Annotated in this window: 12 protein-coding genes; 4 read left to right on the top strand and 8 right to left on the bottom strand. The window is 66.1% G+C overall.

What is annotated here, in order from left to right:
- Nucleotides 1-493 precede the first annotated feature (493 nt).
- A complete protein-coding gene (locus JWS14_RS49805) occupies nucleotides 494-850 on the bottom strand; it encodes a MerR family DNA-binding transcriptional regulator (RefSeq protein WP_241031193.1) in 357 nt (118 codons plus the stop codon).
- A 141-nt stretch (nucleotides 851-991) separates the two neighbouring features.
- Here JWS14_RS49805 and JWS14_RS00370 point away from each other — a divergent pair, with 141 nt between their 5' ends.
- The 3 genes from JWS14_RS00370 to JWS14_RS00360 all read left to right on the top strand — a co-directional run bounded on the left by JWS14_RS00370 (nucleotide 992) and on the right by JWS14_RS00360 (nucleotide 4,537).
- A complete protein-coding gene (locus JWS14_RS00370) occupies nucleotides 992-2,518 on the top strand; it encodes a class I adenylate-forming enzyme family protein (RefSeq protein WP_206012230.1) in 1,527 nt (508 codons plus the stop codon).
- 108 nt (nucleotides 2,519-2,626) lie between these two features.
- Entirely contained in the window at nucleotides 2,627-3,238 is a 612-nt protein-coding gene (locus JWS14_RS00365) for a TetR/AcrR family transcriptional regulator (protein ID WP_241031192.1), read from the top strand.
- 456 nt (nucleotides 3,239-3,694) lie between these two features.
- Nucleotides 3,695-4,537, top strand: a complete 843-nt coding sequence (locus JWS14_RS00360) for a mycofactocin-coupled SDR family oxidoreductase (protein ID WP_206012229.1) — start codon at nucleotides 3,695-3,697, stop codon at nucleotides 4,535-4,537.
- A gap of 390 nt (nucleotides 4,538-4,927) precedes the next feature.
- Here JWS14_RS00360 and JWS14_RS00355 read toward each other — a convergent pair whose 3' ends face one another.
- From JWS14_RS00355 to JWS14_RS00340, 4 genes are read right to left on the bottom strand one after another with little or no spacing between them, the layout of a single operon-like run.
- Complete coding sequence (locus tag JWS14_RS00355) at nucleotides 4,928-5,689, bottom strand: SDR family NAD(P)-dependent oxidoreductase (RefSeq protein ID WP_206012228.1); 762 nt, start codon at nucleotides 5,687-5,689, stop codon at nucleotides 4,928-4,930.
- Nucleotides 5,686-7,251 (bottom strand): acyl-CoA carboxylase subunit beta, encoded by a 1,566-nt coding sequence (locus JWS14_RS00350; RefSeq protein WP_206012227.1) that lies wholly within the window; start codon nucleotides 7,249-7,251, stop codon nucleotides 5,686-5,688. The genes JWS14_RS00355 and JWS14_RS00350 overlap by 4 nt, the downstream gene beginning before the upstream one ends.
- Before the next feature lie 42 nt (nucleotides 7,252-7,293).
- On the bottom strand, nucleotides 7,294-8,043 hold the full coding sequence (locus JWS14_RS00345; protein ID WP_206012226.1) for an SDR family NAD(P)-dependent oxidoreductase: 750 nt from the start codon (nucleotides 8,041-8,043) through the stop codon (nucleotides 7,294-7,296).
- Between the two features lies 1 nt (nucleotide 8,044).
- Nucleotides 8,045-9,841, bottom strand: a complete 1,797-nt coding sequence (locus tag JWS14_RS00340) for an acetyl/propionyl/methylcrotonyl-CoA carboxylase subunit alpha (RefSeq protein ID WP_206012225.1) — start codon at nucleotides 9,839-9,841, stop codon at nucleotides 8,045-8,047.
- Between the two features lie 188 nt (nucleotides 9,842-10,029).
- Here JWS14_RS00340 and JWS14_RS00335 point away from each other — a divergent pair, with 188 nt between their 5' ends.
- Nucleotides 10,030-10,893: an acyl-CoA thioesterase gene (locus JWS14_RS00335; RefSeq protein WP_206012224.1), complete on the top strand. Its 864-nt coding sequence runs from the start codon at nucleotides 10,030-10,032 to the stop codon at nucleotides 10,891-10,893.
- A gap of 15 nt (nucleotides 10,894-10,908) precedes the next feature.
- On the opposite strand, the gene JWS14_RS00330 is transcribed toward JWS14_RS00335, so the two are convergent.
- The 3 genes from JWS14_RS00330 to JWS14_RS00320 form a co-directional block, all read right to left on the bottom strand.
- Nucleotides 10,909-11,226: an EthD family reductase gene (locus JWS14_RS00330; protein WP_206012223.1), complete on the bottom strand. Its 318-nt coding sequence runs from the start codon at nucleotides 11,224-11,226 to the stop codon at nucleotides 10,909-10,911.
- Nucleotides 11,227-11,337: 111 nt separating this feature from the next.
- Nucleotides 11,338-12,924, bottom strand: coding sequence for a solute symporter family protein (locus JWS14_RS00325; RefSeq protein WP_095865997.1), 1,587 nt, complete (start codon nucleotides 12,922-12,924; stop codon nucleotides 11,338-11,340).
- A complete protein-coding gene (locus JWS14_RS00320) occupies nucleotides 12,917-13,261 on the bottom strand; it encodes a DUF485 domain-containing protein (RefSeq protein ID WP_206012222.1) in 345 nt (114 codons plus the stop codon). Before JWS14_RS00320 ends, JWS14_RS00325 begins: the two co-directional genes overlap by 8 nt.
- Between the last annotated feature and the right edge of the window lie 221 nt (nucleotides 13,262-13,482).

Here is a 13,482-nt window from a genome sequence, read left to right as displayed (position 1 = left end):
ACCGCTTCGGTGCGGGGTTTGGCGCTTTGACGACCAGGCATCGGTGCGGCGGAGTAGAAGCGCGTGCGCGGTGCGAAAGAGGTCGGCGCGCACTCGCGGTGAGTACGACCGCCAGCTGTCCTGTGCGGCAGCGGCGACGCCCAGGGCGGTCAGTCCACTGTCCGCCACCTCGGCCAACGGTGAATGTGGTATCGGTGATGTGCCATGTGCCCAACCGGATGGAGCCCGTCGGGCACATGGTGTCCCATCGTGCGCGCGTGTGTGGACTTGTCGTGTGCGATTGCGGTCATGAGGTTCGTCCTTCGTTCGTGTGATGTGGCCGGACCGTGACTGCGAAGTTTCCGTCCGTCTGTGGCCACCCCGCTCATCGAGCGGTGTATCCGCCATCGACCGGCAGGATTCATTCCGGTCACCCCTTCGGATATGTCCGAGTGGGCTTCGGTGGTGCGTCTGGTCTTGGTCGTCTCCGGCGCCCAGGAAGCACGGGATGATGTCACGTATCACGTGTGTCGAAAGTCCTGCAGCGAGCAGGTCGCGGATCTGGAGGGCTCGCGTCACTGCATTCGTCAAAATCCCTGTATCCGTTGGTAAGTCGTGTCGGATGTAGTAGATCTTGTTCCTCGTAATAGCGCCGCAATCGCGTTGGGACACCTGTTCGCTGGGAGAGCGAGCTGATCTTTATCGAGTCCACCGTTCGTCCAACATTAACAGGCGTGTCATAGTTTACCGCCTTTCCGACGCGCGAACGCTGCTGGTCATCGAGAAATCGATAAGACCAGCGAACTGTTGCGGGCGACGCTCGAGGAGCATCGATCGTTTCGTCCTGTAGAAGTTGCGGTAAGGGAGTCATGGGCTGTCGTGCCACCTGGATGCGGACTGTTCGGCGTCGCTGCAGGTTCGTGAGAAGTCCCGGACCTCTGGACTAGTGAACGTACGTACGTTTAAAGTAGTGTTGGAGGCCACAGCAACACCTGTACGGCTAAGGAGAATTATGTTTACTCTCGTCGACGCTATTCGTCGCAACGAGCGGTTGGTGCCTCAACGCGAAGCGATCTTCGACGGTACGCGCCGGCTCTCGCATGGAGAACTCGCGGACCGGGCGTGGCGGATCGCCTCTGGCCTGCGCGCGCGGGGTGTTGAACCCGGCGACACCGTCGGCGTCCTGGCAGGAAACACCGTCTTCAGTATCGAGACCTTCCTGGGCATCGTCGCCGCCGGCGCCGCCTTTGTTCCTTACAACTGGCGATGGGCAACCGAGGAACTGGCCCACGGCATCAACGAGACCGGTGCCCGTGTCGTCCTCGTCGGCGACGGCTTCGACGCCGCCATCGCCGAGGTTCTGGCCGGTGACGACCTCAAAGCCCCGGTCGCCGTGGTGCACGAGGGCGACGAGTTCGATCATCTGCTGCGGTCGGAACCGATCGAGGGAGTTCAGCTCGGAGCATCGGACGCCGCCTGCATCTTGTTCACGGGCGGCACCACCGGGTTCTCCAAGGGTGTCGTGCTCTCGCACTCGGCGATCCTGACCAACGCCGTCAACGAGATCGCCGATTGCCGCATCGGCGGCCGTCCGAACGATCGCGGACTTGTCGTCACCCCGCTCTTTCACTCCGCCGCGCTGCTGTGCTGGTTCCTGCCCCTCTATGTCACGGGGAACAGCTCGGTCCTCGTCCACAAGTTCGTGGAAGAGGAGATCGCGGATATCGTTGCTCGCGAGTCGATCACCAACATGTTTCTCGTGCCCAACATGATCCGGCGCATGCTCAAGTCGGGCACGTTCGACACCGACGGGTTCCGCAACAATTTCAAGGCCCTCCACGCCGGTGCCGGGTTGCTGCGCATGCCGGACAAGCTGGCGGTGTCCGAGCTGATCCCGGATGTGGAGCTGTTCTTCCGCTACGGACTGACCGAAGCCGGACCTATGGTCACCCGGCTGCAGCCGCAGGACATGCTCCGGCCCGAGATCGACGGCTCGATCGGCACCGAATACCTCCTCACCGAGGTCGAGCTCCGCGATCTGTATGACGGCGCCCCCACTGCAGTCGGTGAGATCGGCGAGATCTGCGTCCGCGGCCCGAACCTGATGACCGGGTACTTCGGACGCCCGGAAGCCACCAAAGAGGTACTCGAGAACGGCTGGCTGCGCACCGGCGACCTGGCGGTCCGCGACGAAAATGGCTACCTGTACTTCCGCGACCGAGCCAAGGACATGATCAAGACCGGTGGCGAGAACGTGTACAGCTCGGAGATCGAGCAGCTGCTCCACACGCATCCGGCAGTCATGGAAGCCGCCGTCCTCGGCGTTCCGAGTGAAGAGTGGGACGAGGAGGTGCGAGCGGTGATCGCCGTTCGGCCGGGGCAGACCGTCACGGAGACGGAGATCTCGACGTTCCTGCGCAAGCACTTGGCTGGATACAAGGTCCCGAAGATGATCGCGCTCGTGGGCCCGAACGCCTTGCCGATGAATCCCAGTGGCAAGATCGTCAAAACCAACATCCGGGCGACGATGGGCTGGTAACAACCGCGTCACCAATCAGCGAGAATACCAATCCACTAACGTACGATTGTTCCTGAGACCGCTTGCCGGCCCCTTCGGGGACCGTCCAATTTACCTCGGAGGGGCACAGTGACTCGAGCAACTCGGGTGACGCGCGGCGGCGCGCGCACCAACGTCGCTATACGGGAGGCCGCGGCCAGCCTGTTCTACGAGCATGGCTACGAGGCCACTTCCCTGCGCACTGTGGCGAGTGAGGTCGGCATCCAGGTCGGCAGCCTCTACAACCACATCAGCGGCAAAGAAGAGCTGCTGACCGACATCATGGTGTCGGTCATAGACGAGCTCCTCGAAGCCGTAAACAAGGCGCTCGTCAGCGTCGACGGGAGTGCGCTGGACCGGTTCAAGGCGGCGGTCGACTGCCACATCCGCTATCACGCGGAGCACGCGCGAGAGACGTTCATCGGCAACACCGAACTCCGGGCACTGAGTAACGGAGACTTGGAACTGGTCCTCGCCAAGCGCGCCGAGTACGAGCGCCTGCTGCAGAAACTCATCAAGGCCGTGGCCAAGGAGACCGGCGCGGACATCCTCGATGCCAAACTGCAGACGTACTCGATACTTGCTCAGGGTGCGCACGTGTCCTCCTGGTACAAACCCAGCGGACCCAAATCGCTCGACAAGGTCGTCAACACCTATATCACGATGGCGCTGCGACAGCTTGGCGTCGAGAACGACAGTTGACCTGACCGTATCCCCGGCAATCCCCTACTGGGGCACCGGCCGGGGCTGGGGCCTTCCCGCGATCAGGGGTAGGTGCGCACCCGTAGCCGGTGGCTCTCGCCAGGGCATCGACGCTGCGCTGCCGGCCGACGGCAGCGCAGTGCGCGAGTGCGGGGCCGCCGCCGAGTCGGTGGTGCCCCTCCATCGGGCCGTCGGAACCAAGGCTTGATGGTGACGCTTCAGTCTCACCGTCGCCAGATACTTCATTGGCGCGGAATGCTTTTCCCGTGATTCTTGGGCTCTCCATCGGAGGCCCCGCCTGTGATATGCACTGCTCGGAGCGTCATCGGCGGCATCGCCACCTGGTTGACATTTGTTGTCGCTCAGATCACACTCTAACTAAACAAACGCACGTACGTTTTTACCCGTTGCTCCGCCGACATCGGCAGGGAAGTACATCGAGAGAATGGAAACGCAATGAGCCGCTTGGAGGGCAAGGTCGCCCTGATCACCGGGGCCGCACGCGGCCAGGGTCGTTCACACGCACTCGGACTGGCGAAAGAGGGCGCTGACATCATCGCCATCGACATCGCCGACCAGATCGGCAGTGTGCCTTACCCGATGGCGTCGCTCGACGACCTGAAGGAAACGGCGCGACTGGTCGAGGAACTGGGCCGCCGCGTCGTCATCGCCCAGGCCGACGTCCGCAACTTACAGCAGATGCAGGCCGCGGTCGCCGATGGCCTCGCCGAGCTCGGACGGATCGACATCGTCTGCGCCAACGCGGGCATCATCTCGGCCAACAAGGTTCTGGACCTGACCGAAGAGCAGTGGAACGACATGATCGACACCAACCTGACCGGTGTCTGGCACACCGTCAAGGCCGCTGTCCCGAACATGGTCGAGCGCGGTGAAGGCGGTTCGGTCATCTTCACCGGATCGACGTCGAGCCTGAACGGCTACCCGAACGTCGGCCACTACGTCACCGCGAAGCACGGCATCGTCGGACTGATGCACACCCTCGCAAACGAGCTGGGCCCCAAGGGTATCCGAGTAAACGCGGTCCACCCGACGAACGTCAACACCAAGCTCCTGCAGAACGAGACCTTCTACGGACTCTTCCGCCCCGACCTCGCGCACCCGACGCTCGAGGACTCCCGCGACGCCTTCGCAACCATGCACTCGCTCCCGAACATCCCGTGGGTCGAGCCCATCGACATCACCAACGCCGTGCTCTTCCTGGCGTCGGACGAATCGCGCTACATCACCGGAATCAACCTGCCCATCGACGCCGGCGCAAGTCAGAAGGTCGGCGGCTAGATCGACCGGGACCCGCGGCAAGCACGCCTGACCGCGGGGCCATCCCTCCGCAGTTCCTGGAGTCCTCGCAGGGCCGTGGAGCACGGACGATGCATCTCCGTACCGCCTCGCCCACACCGAGCGGCCGGAGATGACCATAGAGATGTACTGCCCGCACCCTGGCTGACACTCCGGGGGTGCGGGCAGTATTTCGTGCACTCACCAAGCGGTGGTTCGTTCTCCCACCGCGCTCTCCGAACCGGGGGACCCGGGCCCGACTGCCGGGCATGACGGATTTCGCTCGCTGCCGCTGATCAGCGGGATATCGTGCGCTTTTCGCCAGGTCGGCACGAGAGAAATCCCGGACCGTCGGTGACGGTCCGGGATTCAGCAGGAGAACGGTGGGAGGCGCTATCCCAGAGACATGCCGCCGTCGACCGGAAGCACCACACCGGTTGTCCAGTCGTCTTCGAGTGCGAAGCGGGCGATCCACCTGGCGGTGTCGATGGGATCGCCGACGCGGCGCAGCGGGATCGTGGCCGCACGCTCACGCAGCAGCATCGACTCCTGCTCGGCACTCATCCCCGCCGTCCGATAGATGGCGGTGGGCGTCGGGCCGGGGGCGACGGAATTGACTCGAACCCCGTCGGGGCCCAGTTCGAGCGCCCAGCACCGCGTCAGGTGCGCCACCGCCGCCTTGGAGGCTGCGTAATGCGCATTGCTGGCGGTGGGCTTGAGAGCGACCGAACTCGCCACATTCACGACTGCACCCTTGCTGCTCTTGAGCGCGGGCAGTAGCGCCTGCGTGACGATCGTGGTCCCGAGCACGTTCACGTCGAACAGGGAGCGCACCGATTCCACGTTCACCTCGGCCAACGGTCCCACCAGGAAGGCGCCCGCACAGTTCACCACGAAATCGATTCGATCCCACTGCTTCTGCGCTGCCGCCGCCGCCGCGGCGACCGCAGCAGCGTCGGTGATGTCGACGGTGCGGGCCGCGACATCCTTGCGTCCGGCAAGGTCTGCCAGCGCCTCGTCGCTCCGATCCCACGCGTCGACGCGGGCGCCGTGGTCGACCAGCACTTCGAGGCAGGCCCGACCGATCCCGGTGCCCGCACCAGTGACGACACCGGTGAGACCTTCCCGCCGCGGTGCGAGCACCGGCGTGCTCATACCGGGGTGACTCCGTTTCGGCGGGCCGGCGCGGTGCGGTCCCGCTTGCGGTACAGCGCCAGGCGCTGGGTGAGTTCGTTGCGCAGCTCGTTCGCGGGCACGACCGCTTCGACGGCGTTCTCGTTGGCGATCTTGAATACGTCGATGCCGGCGGCGTACTCGGCCTGCTTCTCGGCGATGAACGCGGCGCGCTCCTCCGGGTCCTCGATGGCCTGGATGCGGTTGTAGTGGATGCCGTTGACGGCGGCGTCCGGGCCCATCAGGGCGGGCTTGGCTGTCGGCAGCGCGATCAGGGCGTCCGGCTGCATCGGGGCACCGGACATCGCGAGGTACCCGCCGCCGTACGCCTTACGCAGCAGCACCGTGATGCGGGGGACGCGGGCCTCGGAGACGGCGAAGATCATCTTCGCGCCGTGCCGGATGATGCCCTGCCGCTCGACCTCGGAGCCGATCATGTAGCCGGCGATGTCGACCAGGAACAGGATCGGGATGTTGTAGGCGTTGCAGATCCAGATGAACCGGGCGGCCTTGTCGGAGGAGTCGGGGAAGATCACTCCACCCTTGACGGTGGGCTGGTTGGCGACGATGCCGACGCTCTGGCCGTTCAGGCGAGCGAACCCGGTGACCAGTTCCGGGGCGAAGAGGTCCTTGTACGGGAAGAAGCTGGCGTCGTCGACGAGGGAGTCGATCAGCTCGTGGATGTCGAAGATCTCGGATTCGACCTCGGGGACGATCTCCTTGATGGTCCGGGCACCGGACGGGTTCGCCGGTGCGGTGATCGGAGGCTCCTGCTGCCAGTTCGACGGCAGGAACGACAGCCACACCCGCACGGCGGCAATGGCTTCCGCGTCGTCCTCGACGAGGACGTCGGACAGTCCGGAGACGGTCGAGTGCATCTCCGCGCCACCCATTTCCTCGAGGGTGACGTCTTCACCGGTCACCATCTGCGCCAGGCGCGGGGAGCCGAGATAGGCGGTGGCGTGACCGCGGACCATGATCGTCAGATCGCACAGCGCGGGCACGTAGGCGGAGCCGGCGGGGGAGGGGCCGAACAGGGCGCAGACCTGGGGGACGCGACCGGAGATCTGGACCTGGTTGTAGAAGATGTTGCCCCAGGCACGGCGGCCGACGAAGCTCTCGAACTGTTCGTCGATGCGGGCGCCGGCGGAGTCGAAGAGGTACACGATCGGGGTGCCGGTGGAGTCGGCGAGTTCCTGGGCGCGGACGATCTTCTCGAAGGTCCGCTTGCCCCAGGTGCCGGCCTTGACGGTGTAGTCGTTGGCGATGACGACGATGTCGCGGCCGTCGACCTTGCCGACCGCGGTGACGACGGCGTCACCGGGCAGGCCCTCGTCGTAGCGGGCGAGCAGGCCGTCCTCGAAGGACCAGCCGTTGTCGAAGAGCAACTCGAGCCGGTCGCGGACCAGCATCTTGCCGGCATCGATCTGCTTCTGCCGCTGCTTTTCCGAGCCGCCGAGCCGAGCGGCGGTCAGGCGTGCCTCGAGCTCGTCGTGGGGGCTCCGCGCGGGTGCGGTCTGGGTGTCGTCCAGGATGTCAGTCATCGGAAACTCCAAATTGATTCGGTACGAGAAGGATTCGGTCAACTACTTGTAGCTGAACAGCAGGGAGGCGCCGCCGTCGATTACGGTGGTGGTGCCGTTGACCCCGCGTGAGGTGCGGCCGGCGAGGAAACCGATGACCGCGGCGACGTCGTCGGGATCGAGGATGCGTCCGGTCGGGGTCTTGGCCGCCATCCGCTCTGCCGCGGGGCGATCGAGCATCGGGGTGACCATCGCGCCGGGGGCGACCGCGTTCACGGTGACCGCGGTGCCCCAGAAGTCGAACATCAGGGAGCTGGTCAGGTTGATCAGTGCGGCCTTGGAGGCGGCGTAGGCGGGGTACTCGTAGCCGCGGGTGCCGGCGAAGGAGGCGCAGTTGATCACACGCCCGTACTCGGCGGCCTTCAGATCGACGGCGAAGGCCTGGGTGAGCAGGAACGGGGCGGTGACGTTGACGTCCATGACCTGCCGCCAGGAGTCGGCGGTGGTGTCGGCGAGATGGGTGCGGCGCAGGATGCCGGCGATGTTGACCAGATGGGAAACCTGGCCGAGGTCGGCGTGCACCGCGTCGACCAGCGAGCTCGCCGCCGACTCGGAGGTGATGTCCACACCGTAGGCGGCACTGGTGACCCCGTTGTTTCCCAGCTCGGTGGCGGTGCGCTTGGCAGCGACTTCGTCGATGTCGACACAGGCCACCGACAGGCCGAGTTCGCCGAGCACCGCCGCGGTGACGGCTCCGAGTCCGCCCCCAGCGCCGGTGACCACCGCGACCGGCTGCCCTACGGGTGGTGTCATCTCACTCACCTGCCGCCACGACGGTGGCCAGGGATGCTCCGGCCGCGACGACCTGCCCGACCTCGACGTGCAAGGCGTCGACGACACCGGTCACGGCGGCGCGGATCGGGTTCTGCATTTTCATCGCCTCCAGCACCATCAACACCTGCCCCGCCTCGACCTGGGCACCGACCTCGACGTCGATCTGCGCGACCGTGCCCTGCATCGGGCTCTTTGCCTCACCGCTCGCCGCGGCGCCGCCGCCCCGCTTCTTCCGTGGGCCACCGGTCGCGGCGCGACGCGCCTGCGGCTCGGCGACGGGCGCGGCAGCGGCCGGACCGGCGGGAGTGAAGAACGGAATGACGTAGCGACGGTCGCCGACCCACACCTCGTTGCGGGGCAGCATCTCCTCGGTGTCCTCGTCGTCGGCGTCGGCGTCGGACAGGTCCTCGACCGGCGGCAGCAGCGAGGCGAAGTCGATGTCGCGCTCGAGCCAGTTGGTATGCATGGCGATGTTACGGAAGTCCTTGTGCGCAATGATCTGTCGCGCGGCCGGGACGGTGGTGGGCACGCCATCGATGATCAGCTCGTCCAGAGCGAGGGTCAACCGGTCCAGGGCCCGGTCGCGGGTCGGTGCCCACACGATGAGCTTGCCGACCAGGCTGTCGTAGTACGGCTGGACCTCGTCACCGGATTCGTAGCCGCCGTCCCAGCGGACGCCGGCCCGCGTCGGTGCCTGCACGGTGGCGATCGGGCCGGGGCTGGGCATGAACAGGGCGCCGCGGGTGTCCTCGGCGTTGACGCGGACCTCGATCGCGTGCCCGCGCGGGGCGGCGCCGGACTCGGTGATCGACAGCGGCTCGCCGGCGGCGACGGCGAGTTGCTCGGCGACCAGATCCAGGCCCAGGGTCATCTCGGTGACCGGGTGCTCGACCTGGATGCGGGTGTTCATCTCCAGGAAGTAGAAGGCGTCCCGGTCGGCCTCGACGAGGAATTCGACGGTGCCGGCGCCGACGTAGCCGACCTTCTGGGCCAGGCGGACCGATGCCTCGCCCATGGCGCGGCGCAGCTCGTCGGACAGGCCGGGGGCGGGTGCTTCCTCGATCAGTTTCTGGTGCCGGCGCTGCACCGAGCAGTCGCGGTCGCCGATCCACACCGCGTTGCCGTGGGTGTCGGCGAAGACCTGGACCTCGACGTGGCGGGCGCTGGACAGGTACCGCTCGAGGTAGACGTCGTCGCGGCCGAATGCGGCGGCGGATTCTTGTTTGGCGGAGGCGAACGCGGATTCGGCGTCTGCGGCCGAGGCGACCATGCGCATGCCGCGGCCGCCGCCGCCGTAGGTGGCCTTGATCGCCACCGGGTAGCCGTGCTCGTCACCGAACGCGATCACGTCCGCCACGGACGCGATGGTGCTCTGTGAGCCGGGGACCTGCGGGACGTTGGCCTCCGCGGCGAGATCGCGGGCGGCGATCTTCGATCCCATCACCTCGATCGCCGAGGAGGGGGGCCCGATGAAGATCAATCCGGCGTCCTCCACGGCCTTGGCGAAGGCGGCGTTCTCGGCCAGGAAGCCGTAGCCGGGGTGCACGGCCTGCGCGCCGGTGCTCTTGGCGGCCTCGATGATCTTGTCGATCGCCAGGTACGACTCGGATGCCGAGGCAGCGCCGAGCAGGACCGCCTCGTCGGCCAGGCGCACGTGGAGCGCCTTCTCGTCGGCCTCCGAGTACACGGCGACGCTGGCGATGCCGGCCTCTGCGCAGGTGCGAATGATGCGGACCGCGATTTCGCCGCGGTTGGCGACGAGGACCTTGGACAACATGCCCGGACTCCTTGGGGTTTCGAAATACCTGTGCGATGGACGCCCCGGTGTGGGGTCGCCTTCGTAGGACCATGTCGCTTAGACAAACAATCGTACGTTCGCTTACGGTACCGTCAGATGTGGTAACGGTCAACGATGGTCCCCGCCGCTTCCGTGCGGTGGGGTCGACGACAGAGAGGACGCGGACGGTGATTGCCTCTGCCGAAGAACTCGAGTCGCTGGTCGACGCTCTGCGAGTGACCCCCGCCGGGGTGAACCGGTTCCATGGACCGACCGCGGCGCGCAAACTTCCCCGGCTCTTCGGCGGACAGGTTCTCGCCCAGGCCGTGATGGCGGCCGGTGCGACCGTGCCCGCGGACCGGTATCCGCATTCGCTGCACACCTTGTTCCTGCGGGGTGGGAACCCTGATGCGCCCGTCAGCTATCAGGTGACGATCCTGCGCGACGGCCGCTCCTACAGCGCCCGCGCCGTCACCGCCACCCAGGGCGATGACGTGCTGGCGACACTGCAGCTCTCGTTCGCCACCGAGCAGGACGGCCCTGAACACGAATGGTCCCCGCCCCTGACCGAGACGGCACCGAACGAACTGTTGCCGCTGCACGAGCAACTCGAGGGCGAGAGTGCGGTGCTGCCGGAGTGGTGGTCGCAACCCCACCCCTTCGATTTCCGCTTTCTCGAACACCCCGAGGCGCTGGCCGCGGCCGGCACCCGGAATCCCGAGCAGCGGTTCTGGGTACGCGCGGCCACCAGGATCCCGGACGAGCCGCTGCTGCACACTGCCCTGTTGGCATATGTCAGCGACCTGACCCTGCTCGACCCGGCGCTGATGCCGCACGGGCGCTCCTGGTACGGCAACCGGGTGATCGCCGGTGCCAGCATCGACCACGCGATGTGGTTTCACCGCCGGTTCTCGATGAACGACTGGATGCTGTGCCGGCAGGTCAGCCCGATCGCCACCGGTGGCCGATGCCTGTGCACCTGCGACTTCACCACCGAGGCGGGTGCGCGCATCGCGTCGGCCTCCCAGGAGGGCGTTCTGCGCGAACCCTGACCTCGACAGCACCGTTCAGACCGGCACGATCTCCGCCTCGGAGGCGAGAAACCAAGTGATGTCCCCGATGAATTCTTCCTCGTGCTCGCGCACCGCGTCCGCCTCCGGCGAGGAGAACGACTGGGCCACTGCGGAAACGGACGGGAACCACAGCTCCGCCATCCCGTCGTACGCCCATTCCGTGCGATGCTCGATCGCCGGATTCTGTACGTAGCGCTCGAGCTCCGGGAGCTTCCATACGTACCGGGGGTGCTCGACGTTCCAGTACCGGAGGAACTCGTCGCGAGAAAGCTCGGACTTCGCCGTGATCAGCGCAACGATCTTGACGGACATACATTTCTCCTTCAGGCGGGGTCGGCGACCGAGAAGTTCGGCGACCAATCGGGAATGCACGGCGGCGTTCGGCCGGAGATGACAACTTCCGGTCGAACGCCGCCGCGGGGATCAGTGCGCGAGGGTCTTCGTCTTGTCCAGACCTGCCCCGGTCAGGGCTCGCACTTGAAGTTCGTCGAAGGCGGCGTCATCTGCCGGCTCTCGACTGAGGTAGCTGCCCACGACGCACCCGAGGAATCCGGCGGGCACCGACAGCAGGATCGGGAAGGCCAACGGGAAGGGCGCTGTTGTCGACAACGAATCCGACAGCAGCGGAGCCAGACTCGGCCACACCAGCGGGCCGGTCAGAATCAGCGCCAGCGCCGTCAGTAGACCCGACAATGCGCCGACCACGGCCCCGAGGGTACGCATCCTCCGCCAGAGCAGCGTCATGATCAGGACGGGGAAGTTCGCGCTGGCCGCGGTGGAGGTGGCCAGCGTGGCCAGGAAGGTCACGTTCTGGGTGCCGCCGATGGCCAGGGTGGCGCCGACGGTGACGATCACCAACGCCACCGCCGCGATCCGGCCGACCGTCATCTCCTCCCGTTCGGGCCGGTGGAACGTCTTGGCCCACAGGTCGTGAGCGATCGTGCTCGACGCGCTGAGCACCAGGCCGGCCGACACCGCCAGCAGCGTGGCAATCGAGACCGCGACCACCAGCGCCAGCAGCAGGTCGGACGCGAAGCCGTCCCCGCCGCCGAGCCAGACGGTCAAGGCAGGCAGGGCGAGATTGCCACCCTTGCCGGCGATTGCCTCCCCGCCGGCGCCGAGGGCAGCGCGCGCGGAAATGCCGAGGAATGCGATCAGGACGTTGAAACCGCCGATCAGGCTGATCGCCCAGATCGCGGACTTGCGGGCCTCGATGGCGTCGGGGACGGTGAAGAACCGCATCAGCACGTGGGGCAGCCCCACCGCGGACAACGTCACGGCCACCGCCATGGAGATGATGTTCCAGGGTCCCTTGAAGGAGTTGCCGGTCGCCAGGTAGTGGTCGCCGAACTTACTCTGCGAGACCGCCTGCTCGATGATGTTGAGCGGGTTGGGATCGATCCGGACGAGAACGAGGATCACCAGCAGCGCGACGACGCTCATCAGGGCGACAGCCTTGATGATCTGCAGCCACGTGGTGGCGAGCATGCCGCCGAAGAGCACATAGGTCAGCATCAGGACCGCGGCGATCACCACACCCCAGGAGAAGTCGATCCCGGCGAGGGCCTCCATCAGCACGCCGCCCGCGACCATCTGGGCGAGCAGGTAGAAGACGCAGATGAACAGTGTCGAGATCGCCGAGACGATTCGCACCGGACCGGACCGCAGCCGGGTGGCGAGTGCGTCGGCGAACGTGAAACGCCCCAGGTTGCGGAGCTTTTCGGCGATCAGGAACATCACCATCAGGAAGATCCCGCACGCGAAGATCGCGTACACGATGCCGTCCATGCCGTAGAGGTAGGCCAGCCCGGCATAACCCAGCAGGGAGGCCGAGGACAGGAAGTCGCCGGCGATGGCGGTGCCGTTCTTGCGTCCGGTCATCGCGCCGCCGGCCGTCCAGAACTCCGCGGACGTCTTCGTGCGGCGCGAGGCGAAGTAGGTCGCGACGAAGGTCGTGGCCAGCAGCAAGATGGTGACGACGACGGCGGTGGTGTTGAATCCGTCAGACATTTTCCGTGACCTCCCGCTCCCGAGCGGCGATGGGAGTGCTGAGCGCCGCCGCGGCCAGGGTGTCCCAGTGGCGGGCGCGGCGCACGTACCAGGCGCCGAGGCTCATCACGGTCGCGACGTAGGCCAGGGACAGGATCAGCCCGATGCTCAGACCCGAGACGGGACGCTTGGCGATGATCTCCGGGGCGAAGGCGGCGAAGCCGACGAGCGCGCAGAATGCCACCGCGAAAACGCTCCAGGCGATGGTGAAGAAACTGCGGCGGTCACCTCGCAGGCGGAGCATTGCCGGATCCGACCAGAGTCGACTCCAGTCGACGGCGGTTTCGGTGGGAGGCATGGTCACCCTTTCTCGTGGTTGGTGCCGTCTTTCGCGCGTGTGCCGCGAGTTCACGACGAGTGAGGGCGGGGCCGGGTTGTGTTGTGGGACCGAACGGCCTGCACGCCCTCTGTAATGGGCATCACACACGTTATACGAACGTGTGTTTGTTTGTCCAGACGGAAGAAAGGGCCTTCTGGCACCTTGGAAAAACGTGCGTTCGTTTGTATCGTGGGATACGT

The organism is Rhodococcus koreensis, assembly GCF_017068375.1.
Classification (GTDB): Bacteria; Actinomycetota; Actinomycetes; order Mycobacteriales; family Mycobacteriaceae; genus Rhodococcus_F; species Rhodococcus_F koreensis.
This window is presented reverse-complemented; position numbering and strand designations above follow the sequence as displayed.

Excerpts from the sequence above, each read along its gene's own strand:
- JWS14_RS49805 (WP_241031193.1), bottom strand. The coding sequence starts at position 850 with ATGACTCCCTTACCGCAACTTCTACAGGACGAAACGATCGATGCTCCT.
- JWS14_RS00370 (WP_206012230.1), top strand. The coding sequence starts at position 992 with ATGTTTACTCTCGTCGACGCTATTCGTCGCAACGAGCGGTTGGTGCCT.
- JWS14_RS00360 (WP_206012229.1), top strand. The coding sequence starts at position 3,695 with ATGAGCCGCTTGGAGGGCAAGGTCGCCCTGATCACCGGGGCCGCACGC.
- JWS14_RS00355 (WP_206012228.1), bottom strand. The coding sequence starts at position 5,689 with ATGAGCACGCCGGTGCTCGCACCGCGGCGGGAAGGTCTCACCGGTGTC.
- JWS14_RS00350 (WP_206012227.1), bottom strand. The coding sequence starts at position 7,251 with ATGACTGACATCCTGGACGACACCCAGACCGCACCCGCGCGGAGCCCC.
- JWS14_RS00345 (WP_206012226.1), bottom strand. The coding sequence starts at position 8,043 with ATGACACCACCCGTAGGGCAGCCGGTCGCGGTGGTCACCGGCGCTGGG.
- JWS14_RS00340 (WP_206012225.1), bottom strand. The coding sequence starts at position 9,841 with ATGTTGTCCAAGGTCCTCGTCGCCAACCGCGGCGAAATCGCGGTCCGC.
- JWS14_RS00330 (WP_206012223.1), bottom strand. The coding sequence starts at position 11,226 with ATGTCCGTCAAGATCGTTGCGCTGATCACGGCGAAGTCCGAGCTTTCT.
- JWS14_RS00325 (WP_095865997.1), bottom strand. The coding sequence starts at position 12,924 with ATGTCTGACGGATTCAACACCACCGCCGTCGTCGTCACCATCTTGCTG.
- JWS14_RS00320 (WP_206012222.1), bottom strand. The coding sequence starts at position 13,261 with ATGCCTCCCACCGAAACCGCCGTCGACTGGAGTCGACTCTGGTCGGAT.